General features: G+C 64.2%; 13 protein-coding genes and 1 pseudogene. 10 read left to right on the top strand and 4 right to left on the bottom strand.

From position 1 onward, the window contains the following. Nucleotides 1–95 precede the first annotated feature (95 nt). Both XalbCFBP2523_RS01740 and ggt read left to right on the top strand, forming a co-directional pair. Complete coding sequence (locus XalbCFBP2523_RS01740) at nt 96–389, top strand: YfhL family 4Fe-4S dicluster ferredoxin (RefSeq protein ID WP_045756914.1); 294 nt, start codon at nt 96–98, stop codon at nt 387–389. Then, nucleotides 379–2,133 (top strand): gamma-glutamyltransferase, encoded by a 1,755-nt coding sequence (gene ggt, locus XalbCFBP2523_RS01745; RefSeq protein WP_045765933.1) that lies wholly within the window; start codon nt 379–381, stop codon nt 2,131–2,133. The genes XalbCFBP2523_RS01740 and ggt overlap by 11 nt, the downstream gene beginning before the upstream one ends. Nucleotides 2,134–2,327: 194 nt before the next feature. Here ggt and XalbCFBP2523_RS01750 read toward each other — a convergent pair whose 3' ends face one another. From XalbCFBP2523_RS01750 to XalbCFBP2523_RS01760, 3 genes are read right to left on the bottom strand one after another with little or no spacing between them, the layout of a single operon-like run. After that, the gene (locus XalbCFBP2523_RS01750; protein ID WP_045765932.1) at nt 2,328–3,503 is read right to left on the bottom strand and encodes an NAD(P)/FAD-dependent oxidoreductase; all 1,176 of its coding nucleotides are present in this window, start codon (nt 3,501–3,503) and stop codon (nt 2,328–2,330) included. 3 nt (nt 3,504–3,506) lie between these two features. Beyond that, complete coding sequence (locus XalbCFBP2523_RS01755; RefSeq protein ID WP_162484472.1) at nt 3,507–5,570, bottom strand: LodA/GoxA family CTQ-dependent oxidase; 2,064 nt, start codon at nt 5,568–5,570, stop codon at nt 3,507–3,509. 9 nt (nt 5,571–5,579) lie between these two features. Further along, nucleotides 5,580–6,551 (bottom strand): ferritin-like domain-containing protein, encoded by a 972-nt coding sequence (locus XalbCFBP2523_RS01760; protein WP_045765931.1) that lies wholly within the window; start codon nt 6,549–6,551, stop codon nt 5,580–5,582. A 356-nt stretch (nt 6,552–6,907) separates the two neighbouring features. Here XalbCFBP2523_RS01760 and XalbCFBP2523_RS01765 point away from each other — a divergent pair. The 3 genes and pseudogenes from XalbCFBP2523_RS01765 to XalbCFBP2523_RS01775 form a co-directional block, all read left to right on the top strand. Further along, nucleotides 6,908–7,050, top strand: a pseudogene (locus XalbCFBP2523_RS01765) (helix-turn-helix domain-containing protein); the annotation flags it as partial. Between the two features lie 217 nt (nt 7,051–7,267). Beyond that, entirely contained in the window at nt 7,268–8,161 is an 894-nt protein-coding gene (locus tag XalbCFBP2523_RS01770; RefSeq protein WP_045765930.1) for an MBL fold metallo-hydrolase, read from the top strand. 71 nt (nt 8,162–8,232) lie between these two features. Next, the gene (locus tag XalbCFBP2523_RS01775) at nt 8,233–9,966 is read left to right on the top strand and encodes a glycoside hydrolase family 9 protein (RefSeq protein ID WP_045765929.1); all 1,734 of its coding nucleotides are present in this window, start codon (nt 8,233–8,235) and stop codon (nt 9,964–9,966) included. A gap of 122 nt (nt 9,967–10,088) precedes the next feature. Here XalbCFBP2523_RS01775 and XalbCFBP2523_RS01780 read toward each other — a convergent pair whose 3' ends face one another. Further along, complete coding sequence (locus tag XalbCFBP2523_RS01780; protein ID WP_045766744.1) at nt 10,089–11,585, bottom strand: aminotransferase class III-fold pyridoxal phosphate-dependent enzyme; 1,497 nt, start codon at nt 11,583–11,585, stop codon at nt 10,089–10,091. A 129-nt stretch (nt 11,586–11,714) separates the two neighbouring features. Between XalbCFBP2523_RS01780 and XalbCFBP2523_RS01785 the strand changes: the two genes are divergently transcribed. The 5 genes from XalbCFBP2523_RS01785 to secD all read left to right on the top strand — a co-directional run bounded on the left by XalbCFBP2523_RS01785 (nt 11,715) and on the right by secD (nt 17,010). After that, nucleotides 11,715–12,146, top strand: a complete 432-nt coding sequence (locus XalbCFBP2523_RS01785) for an Lrp/AsnC family transcriptional regulator (RefSeq protein WP_012916419.1) — start codon at nt 11,715–11,717, stop codon at nt 12,144–12,146. Nucleotides 12,147–12,262: 116 nt separating this feature from the next. Next, on the top strand, nt 12,263–13,315 hold the full coding sequence (gene queA / locus XalbCFBP2523_RS01790; RefSeq protein ID WP_045766743.1) for a tRNA preQ1(34) S-adenosylmethionine ribosyltransferase-isomerase QueA: 1,053 nt from the start codon (nt 12,263–12,265) through the stop codon (nt 13,313–13,315). Between the two features lie 64 nt (nt 13,316–13,379). Further along, the gene (gene tgt / locus XalbCFBP2523_RS01795; protein WP_045765928.1) at nt 13,380–14,519 is read left to right on the top strand and encodes a tRNA guanosine(34) transglycosylase Tgt; all 1,140 of its coding nucleotides are present in this window, start codon (nt 13,380–13,382) and stop codon (nt 14,517–14,519) included. Nucleotides 14,520–14,764: 245 nt separating this feature from the next. Beyond that, nucleotides 14,765–15,109 (top strand): preprotein translocase subunit YajC, encoded by a 345-nt coding sequence (gene yajC, locus XalbCFBP2523_RS01800; RefSeq protein WP_012916416.1) that lies wholly within the window; start codon nt 14,765–14,767, stop codon nt 15,107–15,109. Between the two features lie 56 nt (nt 15,110–15,165). Continuing rightward, nucleotides 15,166–17,010 carry a protein translocase subunit SecD gene (gene secD, locus XalbCFBP2523_RS01805; protein WP_045765927.1) on the top strand — a complete coding sequence of 615 codons (1,845 nt, stop codon included), beginning with the start codon at nt 15,166–15,168 and terminating at the stop codon, nt 17,008–17,010. Nucleotides 17,011–17,039: the final 29 nt, after the last annotated feature.

Consider the following 17,039-nt stretch of genomic DNA (forward strand, 5'->3'; position numbering starts at 1 on the left):
GCGAGGCGTAGGCGGTGGCGCCGTTGTACAGGTCAATGCATGGTCGTGTCATCACGATCCGGTAAGATGCGCTGGTCAGGGTCCGATGGCGCACTATGTCCCTCAAGATCAACGCGCTCTGCGTCAACTGCGACGTTTGCGAACCGGCCTGCCCAAACCAGGCCATCTCCATGGGCGAGACGATCTACGTGATCGACCCGGCCCGCTGCACCGAATGCGTCGGTCATTTCGATGAGCCGCAGTGCGTGGTGGTGTGCCCCGTGGAGTGCATCGATCCGGATCCGGCGATTCCGGAAACCCATCCGCAGTTGCTGGCCAAGCTGGCGCGGTTGCGCCGCGACCACCCCGAGTTGTACCCACACGGAGCGGGGGCTGCGCATGAGGCGTAGCGTTCGCTGTGTCCTGTTGCTTGCCTGGGGGCTGATGTCATCGGCGTGGGCCCAGGCCTCGCTCGGTGCGAGCGCCGCTGCGCCCACGTCGCATCCGCCCGGTGACGCAATCGCCAGCGGCCACCGCCTCGCCACCGAGGCGGGCTTGCAGATCCTGCGCGAGGGCGGCAATGCCTTCGATGCGGCGGTGGCGGTGTCCTCGACGCTGTCGGTGGTCGAACCGATCAGCTCCGGTCTCGGCGGCGGCGGTTTCTTTCTCCTGCACGATGCCAGGACGGGCCAGGACACGATGCTGGACGCGCGCGAAGTGGCGCCGGAATCGGCGACGCCCGACACGTTCCTCGACGCCAAGGGCGCACTGGACCACGACCGCTCGGTCAACGGCCCATGGTCCGCTGGCATTCCCGGTCTGCCTGCGGCGCTGGTGGAGTTGGCGACCCGGCATGGTCGGTTGCCGCTGCGGCAGTCGCTGGCGCCGGCGATCCGCATCGCCCGCGACGGCTTCCCGGTGTATGCGCGCATGGCCGAGGGCTATCAGGCCCGGCGTAAGGTGATGGAGCGTTATCCGGGCACGCGCGAGGTTTATCTGCGTCATGGCCGGCCGATCGCCGAGGGCGACCTGTTCAAGCAGCCGGAACTGGCCGTCACTCTGCAGTTGCTGGCCGACAAGGGCTTCGACGGCTTTTATCGCGGCGTCACCGCCAGGAAGCTGCTGGCTGGGGTCAAGCAGGCCGGTGGCCGCTGGACCGCTGACGAGTTGGCCGGCTACACGGTCAAGCAGCGCACGCCGATCCGCTTCGACTACAAGGGCTGGACGATCACCACGGCGCCGCCACCATCCTCCGGCGGCATTGCGCTGGCCAGCATGCTGCAGATCCTGGAAGCCTACGATCTCAAGGCGATGGACCCGGTGCACCGGATCCATCTGACCGTGGAAGCGATGCGCCGTGCCTACCGTGACCGCACCTTCTTCCTGGGCGACCCGGATTTCACCGTTGTGCCGCAGCGCATTTTATTGAGCAAGGACTATGCGGTGGGCCTGCGTTCGACCATCAACCCGGACAAGGCCACGCCCAGCGACCTGTTGTCGGGTCAGCCGACCCCGCTGGAAGACGATGAGACCACGCATTTTTCGATCATCGACCGTGAAGGCAATCGTGTCGGCGCCACCCAGACGGTCAATCTGTTGTACGGCTCGGGACTGATCCCCAAGGGCACCGGCGTGCTGCTCAACGATGAGATGGACGACTTCGCCTTGCGTCCGGGTACGCCCAACGTATTCGGGGTGATGGGCTATGCGGCCAATGCACCCAAACCGGGCAAGCGCCCGCTCAGCTCGATGACGCCGACCTTCATGGAGAACGCGGACAAGGCGATCGTGCTCGGTACTCCGGGCGGTAGTCGTATCATCACCATGGTTCTGCTTGGCATCCTCGGCTACGACGACGGTCTGGATCCGCAACAGGTCGCCGCGCTGAAGCGCTACCACCACCAGTGGTTGCCGGACGTGATCGAGGCCGAGACCGGTACCTTCGATGCAGCCACCGTGCAGGGGCTGAAGGCGATGGACCATCCGCTCAAGTTGCCTGGCGACAGCGCCAAGGACGGGCGCGGTTCCAGCCATGTCTGGGGCAACCTGCAGACGGTGGAATGGGACAAACGCCGCGATGAGCTAGGTGCCGCCAGCGACCCGCGCAACAAGGTCGGTAGTGCCGAGGTGCAACTGGCAATGCCGGCGCACTGACCACGCGATGCGCGCGTCGGCGATCCTGGTGCCGCGCTGCACGTCGTGCATCCGGGCGGGCTTGCGTGCTGCGCGGGCGGCAGCGCTGTTCAGGATGCGGTCCTGCTAGCCGAACATCGGCATGTGGTTCAGGTGCAGTGTCGTCGTCCCAGCATGAACCTATGTCGTGGGTATTTGGTTGTATTGATGATCGCTCAAGGCGATACGTTCATGCGGTGGGTTTTTATAGGGGAATGGTCCGTGTGGGGCGGGGCAGGTATTTGCGCGGCACGGCGCCGGCGCCAGAATGGCGCATCCAGCCAGCGTGCTTCCTGCCGATAGAAATGCTCGCGCATGCGCTGGTAGCCTTCGAAACGCGCCAGCATCTGCTGTGCCTGTTCCATCACCGCAGTGTCTTGGTGTCGTTCGAGCACGGCGCAAATGCGCGGGGCGGCTGCGAGCGCATCGGCCAATGCCTTATGCACGCCTTGTGAGGACAGCGGATCGTAGCTGGACGCTGCATCGCCGATTGCCAGCCAGCGCGCTCCACAGCAGTGGCTCAATCGTGCAGAGCGCGCCTGGCGCGTGGACAGGCAGTATGGTGGTGCCCTGCGCATCCAGCCGACGGTGGCGCCGATATGGTGGGTTTGTGCCAACCGCACCGACCATCGCGCGGGTTCTTGCAGACGCTGTTCGCGCAGGACCGCCGCATCGGTGGCGAGGACGACGATGGCTTCGCCGGACGTCAACGGTGCCGCATACCACCAGCCATAGTCGACTGCTTCGAGCAGCGAGCGTTGCCCGAGCCGACTCGTGGTGTCCACCGGCAACAGCGCGGCAAGGCAGACCAAGCGATCACCGGTGACGCGTTCGGCGCCCAGCGCCTGTGCCAGCCGTGCGCGTTGGCCGCTGGCATCGACGGCGAAACGGGCATGCAGCGTGGTTAGTGCCGTGCCGTGCGAGCGCAAGCGCAGTCGCAGACCATCCGGGTCCGCGTCGGAGGCACTCTCCAGGCGGGTGTGCAAGCGCACGCCGGTACCGCCGCTGCTCGCCTGTTGCAGCAGGAACGCATCGAAATCGCGGCGATCCACCTGCCAACCGGGCCCGTGTGGATCGAACAGGAAGTCGTTGTAGCCCAACGTTTGCGCTCCCCATGACGAGGCGTTGCCGATGCATCTGCGCATGTCCAGCGCAGCGAAGGTATCGGCCACGCCCAGTGCATGCAGCAGCAGGCCGGTCGCCGGAGGCAGGCTCTCGCCGTAACGCGGGCGCTGACCGTCGCCGGCATCGATCAGGACCACGCTGCCGACGCCGGCACGGCGCAATGCGATGGCTGCCGCGCATCCCGCCGGCCCTGCGCCGATGACCGCCACGTCGCAGTGGGTATTCATGCTTCAAGTGTCCGCGCTGTTGGCATTCATCGGCCAGGGCGCGATCTCCGGTTCGTCCAGTTGACTGGCCACTTCCAGGTACATGTCCGGGCTGTAGCGAATATCGCCGTCGATCGCGCTGCCCTGGATGACGAAGCCGATGCGGTGCCAGTTGTTCACCATGTCGATATGGTTTTGGAAACGGCCAGCGTTACTCAGATCGTCGGATGTGGTGCCCGCACCGCGAATGGAATAGCGTTGCGGGCCTGGCTTGCCGTCCCTGACATCGGTGGCTACATGCACGGTGAATGGGCGCTGTGCTGGCCAGGCCCAGTAAAGTGTGGTGCTGTTGTCCGGATTCGGGTCGGCAGTGAACGTCGCGCAGGCGTTGTAGTCGGTTTGCCAAGGAATCGACATAAACTTGGAGAGGTCGCCTGGCTCCAGCGGCGCGGGGTCGATGCCATCCGGACCGGGTTGGTAGGGGAGATAGCCAACGCTCAGAAATGGCTGGCCGTATTGCACGCTGGCGTAGTCCAACGCACGTCCTCGGATTCGGAATGGTCCGCAGCCGCTGCTTTGCCAGTCGGCGCGGTAGAGCGCCGGATCGCGCACGACGAACGTCATCTCGATGCCGGGAGCGAAGCTTCCACCCTGGCAGTTGACCATCACAGCGCGGTCCAAGTACTCGCCAGGTCCGAATTCGATCTGTGCCTCGGCCTCGAACTCGCCGCGGTTCCACTGGCTGAGGAAAAAGTATTGGGTCCGCGTCACCGTCAGGAACGCTTTGCCAACGTCACCCATCGCCAAGGGCATGAACGGTGCGCCGATGTTCGATTGCGCCGCTGGGTTTGGATCGCGGACGTAGGCCAGCCCATTCATGATCGTCTCGGCCGGTGCGTTGTGCGCGCTGATCGCGCCGACGGCGTCGTGCGCGGCGATCGCGCGCTGCGGCAGATTGCTATTCCAGCGTTGCAGTGCCGGCGCGCGGAAGATCGGTTGCAAGTGATCTGCGAACGATGGCCGGAACGTGGAGTCGAAGCGATTCTTGAACAGGGCCGGCACTAATTTCATACGCCTGACCCAGGTGTCGTAGATGTCGTCCCACAGGCTCACCACGTTCAGTGCCTGGGGGGCGTAGCTCGGGTCGGTGGTGATGGCCCAGGCAGGCACCACCTCGGCAATGCTGTCGTCATCGAACACGATCAGCGCCGAGACCGGGCCGTCGCCGGTGTCGTCGAACCAGCCGTCGGCATTGACGTCGCCATATTCGTGTGGGGCGATCATGCCGCTGAGCAACGGGAACGGCGTGCCGTCCGGCTGTAGCCAACTGCAGGCGCGCCCAAAGCCCGGTAGCACCAACAAGCGGCCCCGCGCGTCGGTGCGCAGCTCGCCCAGTGTCTCGATCTTGCCCGTGGGGGTATAGAGCTTGCCGAACCCATCGTCCGGGAACGATTTGGGGTAGTAGGGCATCGGCCGGATGGTCGTGTCGGCATCTGCATAGCTGGCGACGGTCGCCTTGTCCAGGTGCACGCCCTCGGATTGTGTGCCACGAATGGCCCGCGGACCGGGATCGATCACAAGCTTCTTCAGGCGCGCGGCGTTGTTCGGATCGCTGCCCTCGGCGGCATTGCGCAGGCGCAGCTGTGCGGCGTTGGCCGATTCGTAGACCGCGATGCCGAGCTCGTCATTGAGTACGTGCGCGTTGGCTTTCTTGTTGGCAAGGTGCACTGTCCAGACGATATCGCGCACCCGTTTGCTGCCCACTTTCGTGCCCACGACCACTTCGGTGCCGGCGCCACTGGGATAGTTGTCGCTGCTGCCGGATGGATAGTGATAGATGCGGAACCGCGCTGCCTGCCGCTTCATGCGGCCGCTGCGGTCGCGCAGATCGTTGCTGGAGATGACCTCCGCCTCGGTATCCGGCTTGATCGGCAGGCCACCGCTGACATGTGGATTGCCGGTGTCGATCCCTTCGGGGATAGGCAGACCTGCCATCGTTTCCGGTCCGAGATAAAACTCTTCGCTGTTGCCTACCCGTGCGATGCCGAACGCCGGATGGATGCGAAACACTGCCTTGGATATCGACATGGGCGCCTCTTAGGAGAAACGTGGGATTGCGTTGTGTTGCCAGCATGACAGCACGTCGCCGCCGAGCTTGGCCATTTGCACGCCGAATGCGGGGGGGATCTGTTCGCCGCGGAAAATCCCATTCAATGTCCCAAGGAACGAAGCGAAATCTCGGATCAGTATCTGCTGCGCCGCATATCCCGGCGTATCTTCTGCGGGGTTGGCTTGCCCGCTATAGGTGTCTGGACGTTGTGGCAAGCAGCGCACGTAGTCGAACTTCTGGAAGTGCGACCACGCGTTGTGGAAGCTGTCGGCGGTACTCTGGTATGGCAGGTCCACGGTTTCGGTTGCCTCACTCTGGCCTTCGCCCTGGTCCATAATGATGTCGGTCAGGGTCAGTGCCTGACGAAAGCCGGCGTCGCCATATTCGCTCACCGTCAGGTCGCCGGCTTTCTGGTAGAACGGGCCGAACTCGTCCATTTGGCGCACGCCGCCCTGCACATGCTGGCGAAGTTCCGCCATGCCGTTGCGCAGTGCAGCGTAGAACTCGCCGATCGAACCATATTTCTGTTGTGTGTCGGACAGGTCCGGCTCGCGTTCTGTCAGCCATTGCGGATACTCGATCATGCACATGGTGTTGATGCGCGCTGCGTCCAGTGGCCCCAGTTCGGCGCTATATGGGGTGAATTCCTCGGTAGGGTTGGGCGTGTCTAAGTTGAAGTCCAGGTGCGGGACCGCAGTGCCTTGATAGACAGGTGTGGTCAGCGTCGGTGAATAGCCGTAGGCATTGGCGATGTTGCTGACCAGTTGTACATGCAGCATTTCCTGGTATACCGCCGATTGGATCAGCCGGTAGGGGACCGAACTGATGTCCTTGATCGAGTAAAGCACGGTCAGGTAGTAGGGAATGGTCCACAGTTCCAGATCCATCGCACCTTGCAGGTGCTGATACAACAATGGCTTGTTCCAGGTCAGTGGCGTCGCGAGCGTTCGTTGTTTCATGGGGTCTCTTTGGAGCTTTGGTTGAGCGTTGGGGGATCGCTTAGCCGGCTGAACGCGAAGTTGTAGTCGCTGTGGCTATCCTGGAAATAGGTTTCCAGTTTGGTATTTGCCAAGCCGCCGGGGCCGGCCGGCGGTTGCGGGTTGGTGCCGGACAGCGGTGTCAGCGGCGTATCGGTGATCGTCGTGGACTAGCATCACGTTACGCTGACCAATTAAATATTCAGTATGCTGAGTATCGTCGGCGCTAGGTAGACAATGTGAGCAGGGCAAGTTCAACTCTGGATCGCAACAGCGGTGTTTGTGACGTGCTCCGGGCGACCTGATCTGGACGACTTCGCGGCTGAGTGGAGTGGCCCATGTCATCCAGACGCCTGAATCTGTCAGCACCATACTGTCTCCATGCGCTGTAAAAATCGGCATGTCGATGCGTGCCATTGCTGAGATATTTGAATGTGCCCCGAGCACGATCAGCCACCAACTGCGTCGCAACCAGCACGCGCGGTGCCATTTTAAAACGCGCTTCGGAGCTTTCGCCGAGGGCTTGCTCAACTGCGTTGAGAATCAGACTTGAGTCCGCTCACTGCGGCGGTCACTGTATTTTGTTACGCAAGCCATGCGCCATTGAGGCCAGTGTGGATTGGGTGCCGGCCCGCCGCGATGCGAGGGGAGTCCGCATCGGTGCAGATGCGCGGATGTCGATGCGTTAGCATTGGGCAATGAAACTGTGGTCCATCCTAGGCAATTCCCAGAAACTCGATGGCGGTGCCATGTTCGGCAACGCGCCCAAGGCGATGTGGCAGCAATGGGCGATGCCCGACGAAAGTAACCGCATTGCCTTGGCCTGCCGCGCGTTGTTGGCCAGTCCGCTGGCCGGCAAGACCGTGCTGTTCGAGACCGGCATCGGTGCGTTCTTCCCGCCCGCGTTGCGCGAGCGCTACGGCGTGCAGGAGGCGGGCCATGTACTGCTGGAGTCGTTACAGGTGGCCGGCTTCGCGCATGCCGATATCGACGTGGTGGTGCTGAGTCATCTGCATTTCGACCATGCTGGCGGGCTGCTGGCACCGTGGCGTGAGGGCGTCGCGCCGGAGTTGCTGTTTCCCAACGCGCGCTTCCTGGTTGGTGCGGCGCACTGGCAGCGCGCGCTGCAGCCGCATCCGCGCGACCGCGCCAGTTTCATCCCCGAGCTGCCGGAATTGCTCCAGGCCAGCGGCCGCCTGGAACTGGTCGATGGCGCGTACTCGCGCACGCTCGGCGAGGCGGTGCGGTTCCGTTTCAGCGACGGGCACACGCCGGGGCTGATGCTGGCCGAGATCGTCGGCCCCACAAATGGCGGTGATGGCCGGGCGCATAGCGGGGTTGCGTTCTGTGCCGACCTGATCCCGGGTCGTGCCTGGGTGCATGTGCCGATCACCATGGGGTACGACCGCAACGCCGAGTTGCTGATCGACGAGAAGCGCGCGTTCCTGGAGGATGCGTTGGCGCGCGATGTGCGTCTGTTCTTCACCCACGATCCGGATTGTGCGCTGGCGCAGTTGCAGCGCGACCCCAAGGGCCGGTTCGTCACCACGCACGCACTGTCGGCGTTACAGGCGCACGCGCTGGCAGGCTGAACGGCGTCGTGGCAGGGGAGGGCAGCGACGCCGTGCTTGCAGCCGTCATCGTGGCCGGCGAGTATCGGCATATGAAACGATCCCATCCTCTGTGGTCCCTGTCTCTGATGTGCCTGCTCGTTGGCGGTTGCGCGTCGCGCGCCGATGAGGAGGCCTTACCATCGCCGATCCGGCTCAACCAGGTCGGTTTCTTGCCGGCTGCCAGTAAGCTGGCGGTAGTACCGGATGGTCACGGCACCGCGTTCGCGGTGGAGCGGGCCGACTCGGGCGAGGTGGTGTTGCGCGGTACCCTCGGCGCGGCGGCGCTCTGGCCACCGGCGCAAGAGACGGTGCGGATTGCCGATTTCTCCGCCTTGCGCGCCCCAGGCCACTATCGGCTGCGGGTGGATGGCTTAACCCCATCAGACGATTTCGCCATCGCCGAGAACGCCTACGACGCGCTGTCGCGTGCCGCGCTCAAAGCCTATTACTACAACCGCGCCAGCACTGCGTTGTCCGGCAAGTACGCCGGCCGTCACGCGCGCGCCGCCGGCCATCCCGACGACCACGTGCTGATCCACGCCTCGGCAGCGTCGCCCGCGCGTCCGGCTGGTACCGTGATCGCCGCGCCCAAGGGCTGGTACGACGCTGGCGACTACAACAAGTACGTGGTCAATTCCGGTATCACCGTCTACACATTGCTGGCCGCCTACGAGCAGTTCCCTGGGTATTTCGCTACGCACAAGGAAGGGATTCCCGGCAGCGGCGGCGGTGTCCCGGATATCCTGCGCGAGGTCGACTGGAACCTGCAGTGGATGTTGGCGATGCAGGACCCGCACGATGGCGGCGTGTACCACAAACTGACCAACCTGGAGTTTTCCGGCATGCAGATGCCGGATCAGGCGAATGCGCCGCGCTATGTGGTGCAGAAAAGCACGGCGGCCACGCTCGATTTCGCTGCGGTGATGGCGCAGGCCAGTCGCATTTATGCGCCGTTCGATGCGCAGTTCGGCGGAGTGTCCGCGCGCATGCTCAAGGCCGCGCATCGCGCCTGGGCCTGGGCGCAGGCGCATCCGGATGCGATCTATCGGCAACCGCCCGATGTGCACACCGGCGCCTACGCGGACGACCACCTCGACGACGAGTTTGCCTGGGCCGCCACGGAGTTGTATCTGGCCACCGCCGACAACGCGTATTACGACGCGGCGATGGCGCGCCATGTGCCGATCAACGTGCCGTATTGGGGCAATGTCGGCGGTTTGGCCTGGATGTCGTTGGCGCAGCATCGCGCGCGGTTGACCCGGCATGCCGACCAGGCGCTCATCGCCCGTGAGATCGAGGGTCTGGCCGACCATCTGACGCAGGTCTGGCAACACTCGGCCTGGCGGGTCGCGATGACCTCGCAGGATTTCCAGTGGGGCAGCAACAGCGCTGTGCTGGGGCAGGCGATGCTGTTACTGCAGGCCTATCAGGTGCAGCCCAAGCCAGAGTATCTGCAGGCCGCACAGTCGCAATTGGACTATGTGCTGGGACGTAACCCACTTGGAATGTCGTTCGTCACCGGCATCGGCGCGCGTTCGCCGATGCACATTCATCACCGTATCTCCATTGCAGACGGCCTCGCCACGCCGGTGCCCGGTTTGTTGGTCGGCGGTCCGCAGCCGGGTCAGCAGGATGCAGAGGTGTGCAAGCATGCTTACACCTCGACGCTGCCGGCGTTGTCCTACCTAGATAAGGAGTGCAGTTACGCGACCAACGAAGTGGCGATCAACTGGAACGCCCCGCTGGTCTACGTCAGCACGGCGTTGCAGGTGTTGCAGCGCTGAATGACGATTGTGCGCCGGTGATCTGTGCCGTAGCGTGTGGCCTCAGCCCGAACGGATGACGAAGCGGCAGGCATCGGCGTCGCTCGGATCGCGCGCGGGCCGAGCGTATGTCGCACCTGGGCTCAGGCCGCGGCGGCCTGCGCCAGTCGAGGTCCCTCGCGCAGCGCGCGGCCGATCAGCCCGACCAGCAGGTCCAGCTCCTCGCTGTCCATCGCGAAATGCGGGGTGAAGCGTAGCGAATTGTCGCCGCCGTGAATGACGTTGACGCCGTGCTGGCGTAGCCATTGCTCGGTGGAGCCGGCGCCGTAACACTTGAACTGCGGTGCCAGCGCACAGGAGAACAGCAGGCCGGTACCCTGCACATGCGTGATCGCGTCGCCGAGTTGCGCCTTGAGCGTCTCCAGTTTTCGCACAGCTTCGGCCCCGCGTTCGCGGATGTTGGCGCGCAATTGCGGGGTCAGTTGCGTCAGGGTGGCGGTGGCCACGTCCAACGCGCGTGGATTGGTGGTCATGGTGTTGCCGTAGGTCCCCTTGCGGTATAGCTGGGCGGCGGACTGGGTGAGCGCCAGCACCGACAGCGGATATTGGGCGGCGTTGAGCGCTTTGGAATAAGTTTCCATGTCAGGCGGATCGAGCCGCTCGAAGCCGGGATAGTCCACCATCGACAGCACGCCGTGCGCGCGCAGCCCGGCCTGGATCGAATCGATGAGTAACAGGCTGCCGTGCGCGCGGGTGAGTTCGCGCGCGGCGGCGTAGAAGTCCTGCGATAGTGCGCGTCCGGGGTCGCCTTCGCCCATCACCGGTTCGAGGAATACCGCCTCGACGAACCAGCCGTGCTGCGCGGCGTCGGCAAAGACGCGACGCAGTGCGTCCACATCGTAGGGGGCGATCGCGATCAGCGAGTCCTCGCCGCGATAGCTGGCCAAGTGCCGCAGGTAGATCTTGCGGCTGGAATCGGAGTACAGCCCGGGGCGGTCGGTGCGACCGTGGAAACTGCCCTTCACCACGACACGCTTGATCTTGGCACCGGCATGGCGTGCGCCGGGATCGGTCTGCAGTTTGGTGTTGATGTCGGCGATGCGCGCGGCCAAGCCGACGGCCTCGGAGCCGGAATTGAGGCACATGAACTTGCTGTACGGGCAGCCGCCGCGGCGGTGGCCGATCTCCGTACGCAGCGCGCGCTCCAGTCGCAGTTGCGACACGCTGGGTGTCATCACGTTGGCCATCATCTGCGGCCGCGCCATCGCCTCCAGCACCGCCTCGGGGGTATGGCCGAAGCCGAGCATGCCGTAGCCTCCGGTGTCGTACAGGACCGCGCCCTTCAGGGTGACGATCCAAGGGCCGCGCGCGGTCAGTGGCACATAGGGGGTTACCACATCGTCGGCGTAGAAATTCACGAAGCCCGCTTGCACGGTGCGAATCTGCGCCGCCTCGTCGAGATCGAGCAGATCGCCGAATTCCCTGGCAAGGTGAGCATGTTCGAGCACCGCGGCCTCGATCGCCGCGCTAAGCTGCGGATGCGAGGTGGCCAGACGGAGGATGTCGGCATCGTCCAGGCCGTGGGTCAGACGTTCGCCGGCATGGGCGCGGAGCGAGGCGAGAAGGCTGAGTACGCTCATGAAGTTCTCCTGATGACGGATCGCCCAGGGATTGGCCTTGAATCCATTATCGGAACGTGGCGGTCGAGTGACAGCGTTGATTTGCACGGGAAATAATGTAATTTCGTCGAATCGACGAAATGGGCTGCCATGAAGATCACGGCTTCCGACGAACGCCTGCTGTCGCTTCTGCGCGAGGATGCGCGCGCATCCACCGCGCAGATCGCGCGTCGGCTCGGCGTGTCGCGCACCACGGTGCAGAGCCGGATCGAGCGCCTGGAGCGCGAGGGGGTGATTTGCGGCTATGCCGTACGCACCCGCGACGACTACGAACAGGGTTCTATCCGCGCGCATATCCTCATCACCGTGTCGCCGAAGAAAATGATCTCGGTAGTCAAGGCCTTGCGCGAGATCGATGCGCTACGGGTATTGCATTCGGTCAGTGGTTCCTACGATCTGATCGCGCTGGCCGTGGTGCCGGGGGTCAACGACATGGACGCGTTGACCGACCGCATCGGCGCGCTGGATGGGGTGGAGCGCACTACCTCATCGATCATCCTGGCGACCAAGTTCGAGCGTTGAGTGGGGGTGGCTGGCGCTGCGGTTGCGGTTAAAACCGCTCCGGTGCGGGAGCGGTGCCCAGCGGGGATGGCGTTGCCGGCTACAATGCCCGGCCCTGGTTCTGCGATCCGCCGGCCTTGAAGAAGTCCGATTTCCACTACGACCTGCCCGACGACCTGATCGCGCAGGCCCCCCTGGCCGAGCGCTCGGCCAGCCGTCTGCTGTGGGTGCCACCGGCCCCAGCGCCATTCCAAGATCGTCAGGTGTGCGATTTGCCGCAGTTGCTGCGCGCGGGCGACCTGTTGATCTTCAACGATACGCGGGTGATCCCTGCGCGTTTGTTCGGGCAGAAGCAGACCGGTGGGCGGGTCGAGATCCTGATCGAGCGCCTGCTCGGCGGTCAGTGCGCGCGCGCGCAACTGGGCGTGAGCAAGTCGCCGCAGGTCGGTGCGCGCATCGCCCTAGATGCCGGCGGCGAAGCGGAGGTGCTGAGCCGCGATGGCGCGTTCTACCAGTTGCAGTTCCATGTCGACGACACGTTGGAGCATTGGCTGCAGCAGGCCGGACGGTTGCCGCTGCCGCCGTATATCCGGCGCGAGCCGGGGCTGGAGGATCGCGAGCGCTATCAGACGGTATTTGCGCGCGAGGCCGGCGCGGTCGCCGCGCCGACTGCCGGGCTGCATTTCGATGTGCCGCTGCTACAGGCGCTGCACGAGCGTGGGGTCGAGGTCGGCCATATCACCCTGCATGTCGGTGCCGGAACTTTTCAGCCGGTGCGTGTGGAGGCGCTGGAACAGCATCAGATGCACCACGAGTGGCTCAACGTCGGTGCCAGCCTGGTCGAGCAGGTCCGCCGTACCCGCGCCGCCGGCGGGCGCGTGATCGCGGTCGGAACCACGGTGGTGCGCGCGCTGGAAAGCGCGTCCAAGGACGGTGAGCTGTATCCGTTCGCCGGCGAGACGCAGCTCTTCATCCTGCCCGGTTACCGCATCCGCAGCGTCGATGCCATGGTGACCAATTTCCACTTGCCGGAAAGCACGTTGTTGATGATGGTTGCGGCTTTCGCTGGCCGCGAGCGGATTTTCGCCGCCTACCGCCACGCGATCGCGCAGCGCTACCGCTTTTTCAGCTACGGCGATGCCATGCTGTTGTGGAGTGCGCAGGCGACCCTGGCCGAGGTCGAGTCCTAGCACCGCGCCGTCGTTGCGGTGTCCCTTGTCGTTTTCCATTTCCGATTTCTCGCCTTTCAGCGCCATGTCCCGATTGCAGTTTCAGCTACACACCACCGATGGCGCCGCGCGCCGCGGTCGCCTGACCTTCCCGCGCGGGGCCGTGGAGACGCCCGCGTTCATGCCGGTCGGCACCTACGGCTCGGTCAAGGGCGTGCTGCCCGAGCAGATCAAGGCGCTGGGTGCGCAGATCATTCTCGGCAATACCTTCCACTTGTATCTGCGCCCGGGGTTGGAGGTGATCGGCGACCACGGCGGCCTGCACGGCTTCGCCCGTTGGGATGGTCCGATCCTGACCGATTCCGGTGGATTCCAGGTGTTCTCGCTGGCACATCGGCGCAAGATCAGCGAGCAGGGCGTGACCTTCGCCGCGCCGACCGATGGCGCCAAGGTGTTCCTCGGGCCGGAGGAGAGCATGCAGATTCAGAAGGTGCTCGACGCGGACATCGTGATGATCTTCGACGAGTGCACGCCGTACCCGGCCACCGAGGAGGTGGCGCGGCGCTCGATGGAACTGAGCCTGCGCTGGGCACGGCGCTCGCGCAATGCGCACGATGCGCTGGGGAACGATGCGGCGTTGTTCGGCATCGTCCAGGGCGGCGTGCATGCGGACCTGCGCAGCCGTTCGATCGAGGGGCTGCGGACCATCGGGTTCGATGGCTACGCGATCGGCGGCTTGGCGGTGGGCGAGCCCGAGCACGAGCGCAATGCCATGCTCGAACATCTGCACCCGCAGTTGCCGGCCGACCGTCCGCGTTATTTGATGGGCGTGGGACGCCCGGAGGATCTGGTCGAGGGCGTGGCCCGTGGCGTGGACATGTTCGATTGCGTGATGCCGACCCGCAATGCGCGCAATGGCCATTACTTCACGTCCTTCGGCACGGTGCGCATCCGCAACGCCAAATACGAGCGCGACCTGGACCCGATCGAGCCAGGCTGTGGCTGCTACGCCTGCAGCAGCGGCTATACCCGCGCCTATCTGCGCCATCTGGATCGCTGCAACGAGATGCTGGCGCCGATGTTGGGAACCTTGCATAACCTCTGGTACTACCAAAATCTCATGGCGCAGATGCGCGCGGCCATCGCGGCGGGAACCTTTGCCCAATTCCGACGGTCCTTCTATGCGGCGCGCGGGGTCGAGGCAACGCCGCTTCCATCGGAGTAGTCGGTCACGCTTTTCGTCGCGCGCGCGTTGCCAGGGGGAATGCTGCTTTGCGGCGTTTGGTCATCTGGGACGCCGCGTTTCTGCGGAACTGCATTCACCGTTGTGCCGGGGTAGGGAAGGCGCTGGTGGCGGTTTGGGAGAGTGAAGGCAGATCGTGGCATAATCGGCGGCTGCTTGCTGCTTCCCGGCAAATCAGTGGCCCGTCCCCCAGGGCGCGGGCTGCACGAACCCATAGGACATACCCGATGAATCCGCTCGATTTCCTGATTCCCGTCGCCCAGGCACAGACCGCTGGCGGCACTGCTTCGGCCGGTGGTGGCCTGCAGATGTTCCTCTTGCCCGTCATCCTGATCGCGGTGATGTACTTCGCGATGATCCGCCCGCAGATGAAGAAGCAAAAGGAGCACAAGTCGATGCTGGACAAGCTTGGTCGCGGGGACGAGGTCATCACTTCCGGCGGCGTGGCCGGCGTGGTCACCGACATCGGCGACAACTTCATCACTGTGGAAGTTGCCGAAAACGTGCGCATCCGTGTGCAGAAAGGCGCCATCGGCAACGTGCTGCCGAAGGGCACGCTGAAGTCCGCCTGATCCATTCCTCCTACTGCTAGGCGCGACGCCGGCGTGGCGTCGTGCGGGGTTCCGCAATGCTCGAGTTTCCGCGCTGGAAATATGTCCTCATTCTGATCGTGCTTGGGTTGAGCGCGTTGTACGCGCTGCCGAACGTGTACCAGAAGGATCCGTCGGTCCAGATCACCGCCAGCCGCGGCGGCAAGCTCGACGATGCCCTGCGCGAACGGGTCCTCGCCGACCTCAAGGCGGCCGGGATCACTCCCAAGTCGGTGGCCAACGAAGGCGACAGCCTGATGGTGCGGTTGCCGACCCTGCAGGCGCAGACCCGCGCCAACGACATCCTGCGCGAGCAGGTGGGCGAAAACTACACGGTGGCGCTGAACCTGGCCTCGACCGTGCCAGGTTGGCTGTCCAAGCTCGGCGGCAAGCCGATGGTGTTGGGCCTAGACCTGGTCGGCGGTGTGCATTTCGCGTTGCAGGTGGATCAGAAGGCTGCGCTGGAGAAGCGCCTGGACGCCTTCGCCGAAGACCTCCGCACCACGTTGCGCGATAACCGCATTCCCTACCGTTCGGTGGAACGTCGGCCAGACAACAGCATCCAGGCCAACCTGGGCGAAGGTGCCGATGCCAGCGCCACACGCGCCCTTCTGGCCAAGGCGCAGCCAACGTTGAGCTACGCCGTGTCCGGGCAGACCATCGCGGTGACTGTGCCCGATGCCGAGCTGAAGCAGATCGCCGCTGGCGCCATCGAGCAGAACCTGACCACTTTACGCAACCGCGTCAACCAGTTGGGCGTGGCCGAGCCGATCATCCAGCGCCAGGGCGAGGACCGTATCGTGGTCGAGTTGCCGGGCGTACAGGACACCGCCGAGGCCAAGCGCATGATCGGTGCCACCGCTACCTTGGAGTTCCGTGGCGTGGTCGATGGCAATGCCGAGGATGCGGTGCGCTCCGGCAACATCCCGGCCGAGGCCAAAGTCTACTATCGGCGCGACAATGGCGCGCCGGTGCTACTGAACAAGCGTGTGCTGGTGTCAGGCGATCAAATGGTCAACGCCAGCGTCAGCACCGACCAGAATGGCTTGCCGGCGGTGGCGGTGACGCTCAATAACGTCGCCGGTCAGCGCATGTTTGATTACACCAGCGCCAACACCGGCAAGCTGATGTCGGTGGTCTACATCGAACGCATTCCGACCGTGACCATGGTCGATGGCAAGGAAGTGCGCAGCGTGCGGGTCAAGGAAGAGGCATTGGCGCCGACCCGTATCGCTGGTGTGTTCGGCAAGAATTTCCAGACCACTGGCCTGGAGAAGACCGAGGCCGAGAATCTGGCCAAGTTGCTGCGTGCTGGTTCGCTGGCCGCGCCGATGGACTTCGTCGAGGAATATGTGATCGGCCCCAGCCTGGGCGCCGAGAACGTGGAGCGTGGCATCACCGCTGTGGTCTACGCGTTCCTGTTCACCCTGGTGTTCTTCGGCGTGTACTACCGCATGTTCGGTGCGATCACCTCGGTGGCCTTGCTGATGAACCTGCTGATTGTGGTTTCGGTGATGTCGCTGTTCGGTGCCACCATGACGTTGCCGGGCTTCGCCGGTCTGGCTCTGTCGGTGGGCTTGTCGGTGGACGCCAACGTGCTGATCAATGAGCGTATCCGCGAAGAGTTGCGTTTGGGCGTGCCGCCCAAGTCGGCGATTGCGTCCGGTTACGAAAAGGCCGGCGGCACCATCCTCGACGCCAACCTCACCGGCCTGATCGTCGGCGTGGCGCTGTACGCGTTCGGCACCGGTCCGTTGAAGGGCTTTGCGTTGACCATGATCATCGGCATCTTCGCCTCGATGTTCACCGCGATCACCGTGTCGCGTGCGCTGGCGGTGCTGATCTACGGCCGTCGCAAGAAGCTCAAGTCCGTGGCGATTTGAGCCGCGCACGCTATCCTTCGCAAGAACCC

It is taken from the genome of Xanthomonas albilineans (genome assembly GCF_002939705.1).
Classification (GTDB): Bacteria; Pseudomonadota; Gammaproteobacteria; order Xanthomonadales; family Xanthomonadaceae; genus Xanthomonas_A; species Xanthomonas_A albilineans.

Coding starts and splice junctions, on each gene's coding strand:
- XalbCFBP2523_RS01740 (WP_045756914.1), top strand. CDS start 96: ATGTCCCTCAAGATCAACGCGCTCTGCGTCAACTGCGACGTTTGCGAA.
- ggt (WP_045765933.1), top strand. CDS start 379: ATGAGGCGTAGCGTTCGCTGTGTCCTGTTGCTTGCCTGGGGGCTGATG.
- XalbCFBP2523_RS01750 (WP_045765932.1), bottom strand. CDS start 3,503: ATGAATACCCACTGCGACGTGGCGGTCATCGGCGCAGGGCCGGCGGGA.
- XalbCFBP2523_RS01755 (WP_162484472.1), bottom strand. CDS start 5,570: ATGTCGATATCCAAGGCAGTGTTTCGCATCCATCCGGCGTTCGGCATC.
- XalbCFBP2523_RS01760 (WP_045765931.1), bottom strand. CDS start 6,551: ATGAAACAACGAACGCTCGCGACGCCACTGACCTGGAACAAGCCATTG.
- XalbCFBP2523_RS01770 (WP_045765930.1), top strand. CDS start 7,268: ATGAAACTGTGGTCCATCCTAGGCAATTCCCAGAAACTCGATGGCGGT.
- XalbCFBP2523_RS01775 (WP_045765929.1), top strand. CDS start 8,233: ATGAAACGATCCCATCCTCTGTGGTCCCTGTCTCTGATGTGCCTGCTC.
- XalbCFBP2523_RS01780 (WP_045766744.1), bottom strand. CDS start 11,585: ATGAGCGTACTCAGCCTTCTCGCCTCGCTCCGCGCCCATGCCGGCGAA.
- XalbCFBP2523_RS01785 (WP_012916419.1), top strand. CDS start 11,715: ATGAAGATCACGGCTTCCGACGAACGCCTGCTGTCGCTTCTGCGCGAG.
- tgt (WP_045765928.1), top strand. CDS start 13,380: ATGTCCCGATTGCAGTTTCAGCTACACACCACCGATGGCGCCGCGCGC.
- yajC (WP_012916416.1), top strand. CDS start 14,765: ATGAATCCGCTCGATTTCCTGATTCCCGTCGCCCAGGCACAGACCGCT.
- secD (WP_045765927.1), top strand. CDS start 15,166: ATGCTCGAGTTTCCGCGCTGGAAATATGTCCTCATTCTGATCGTGCTT.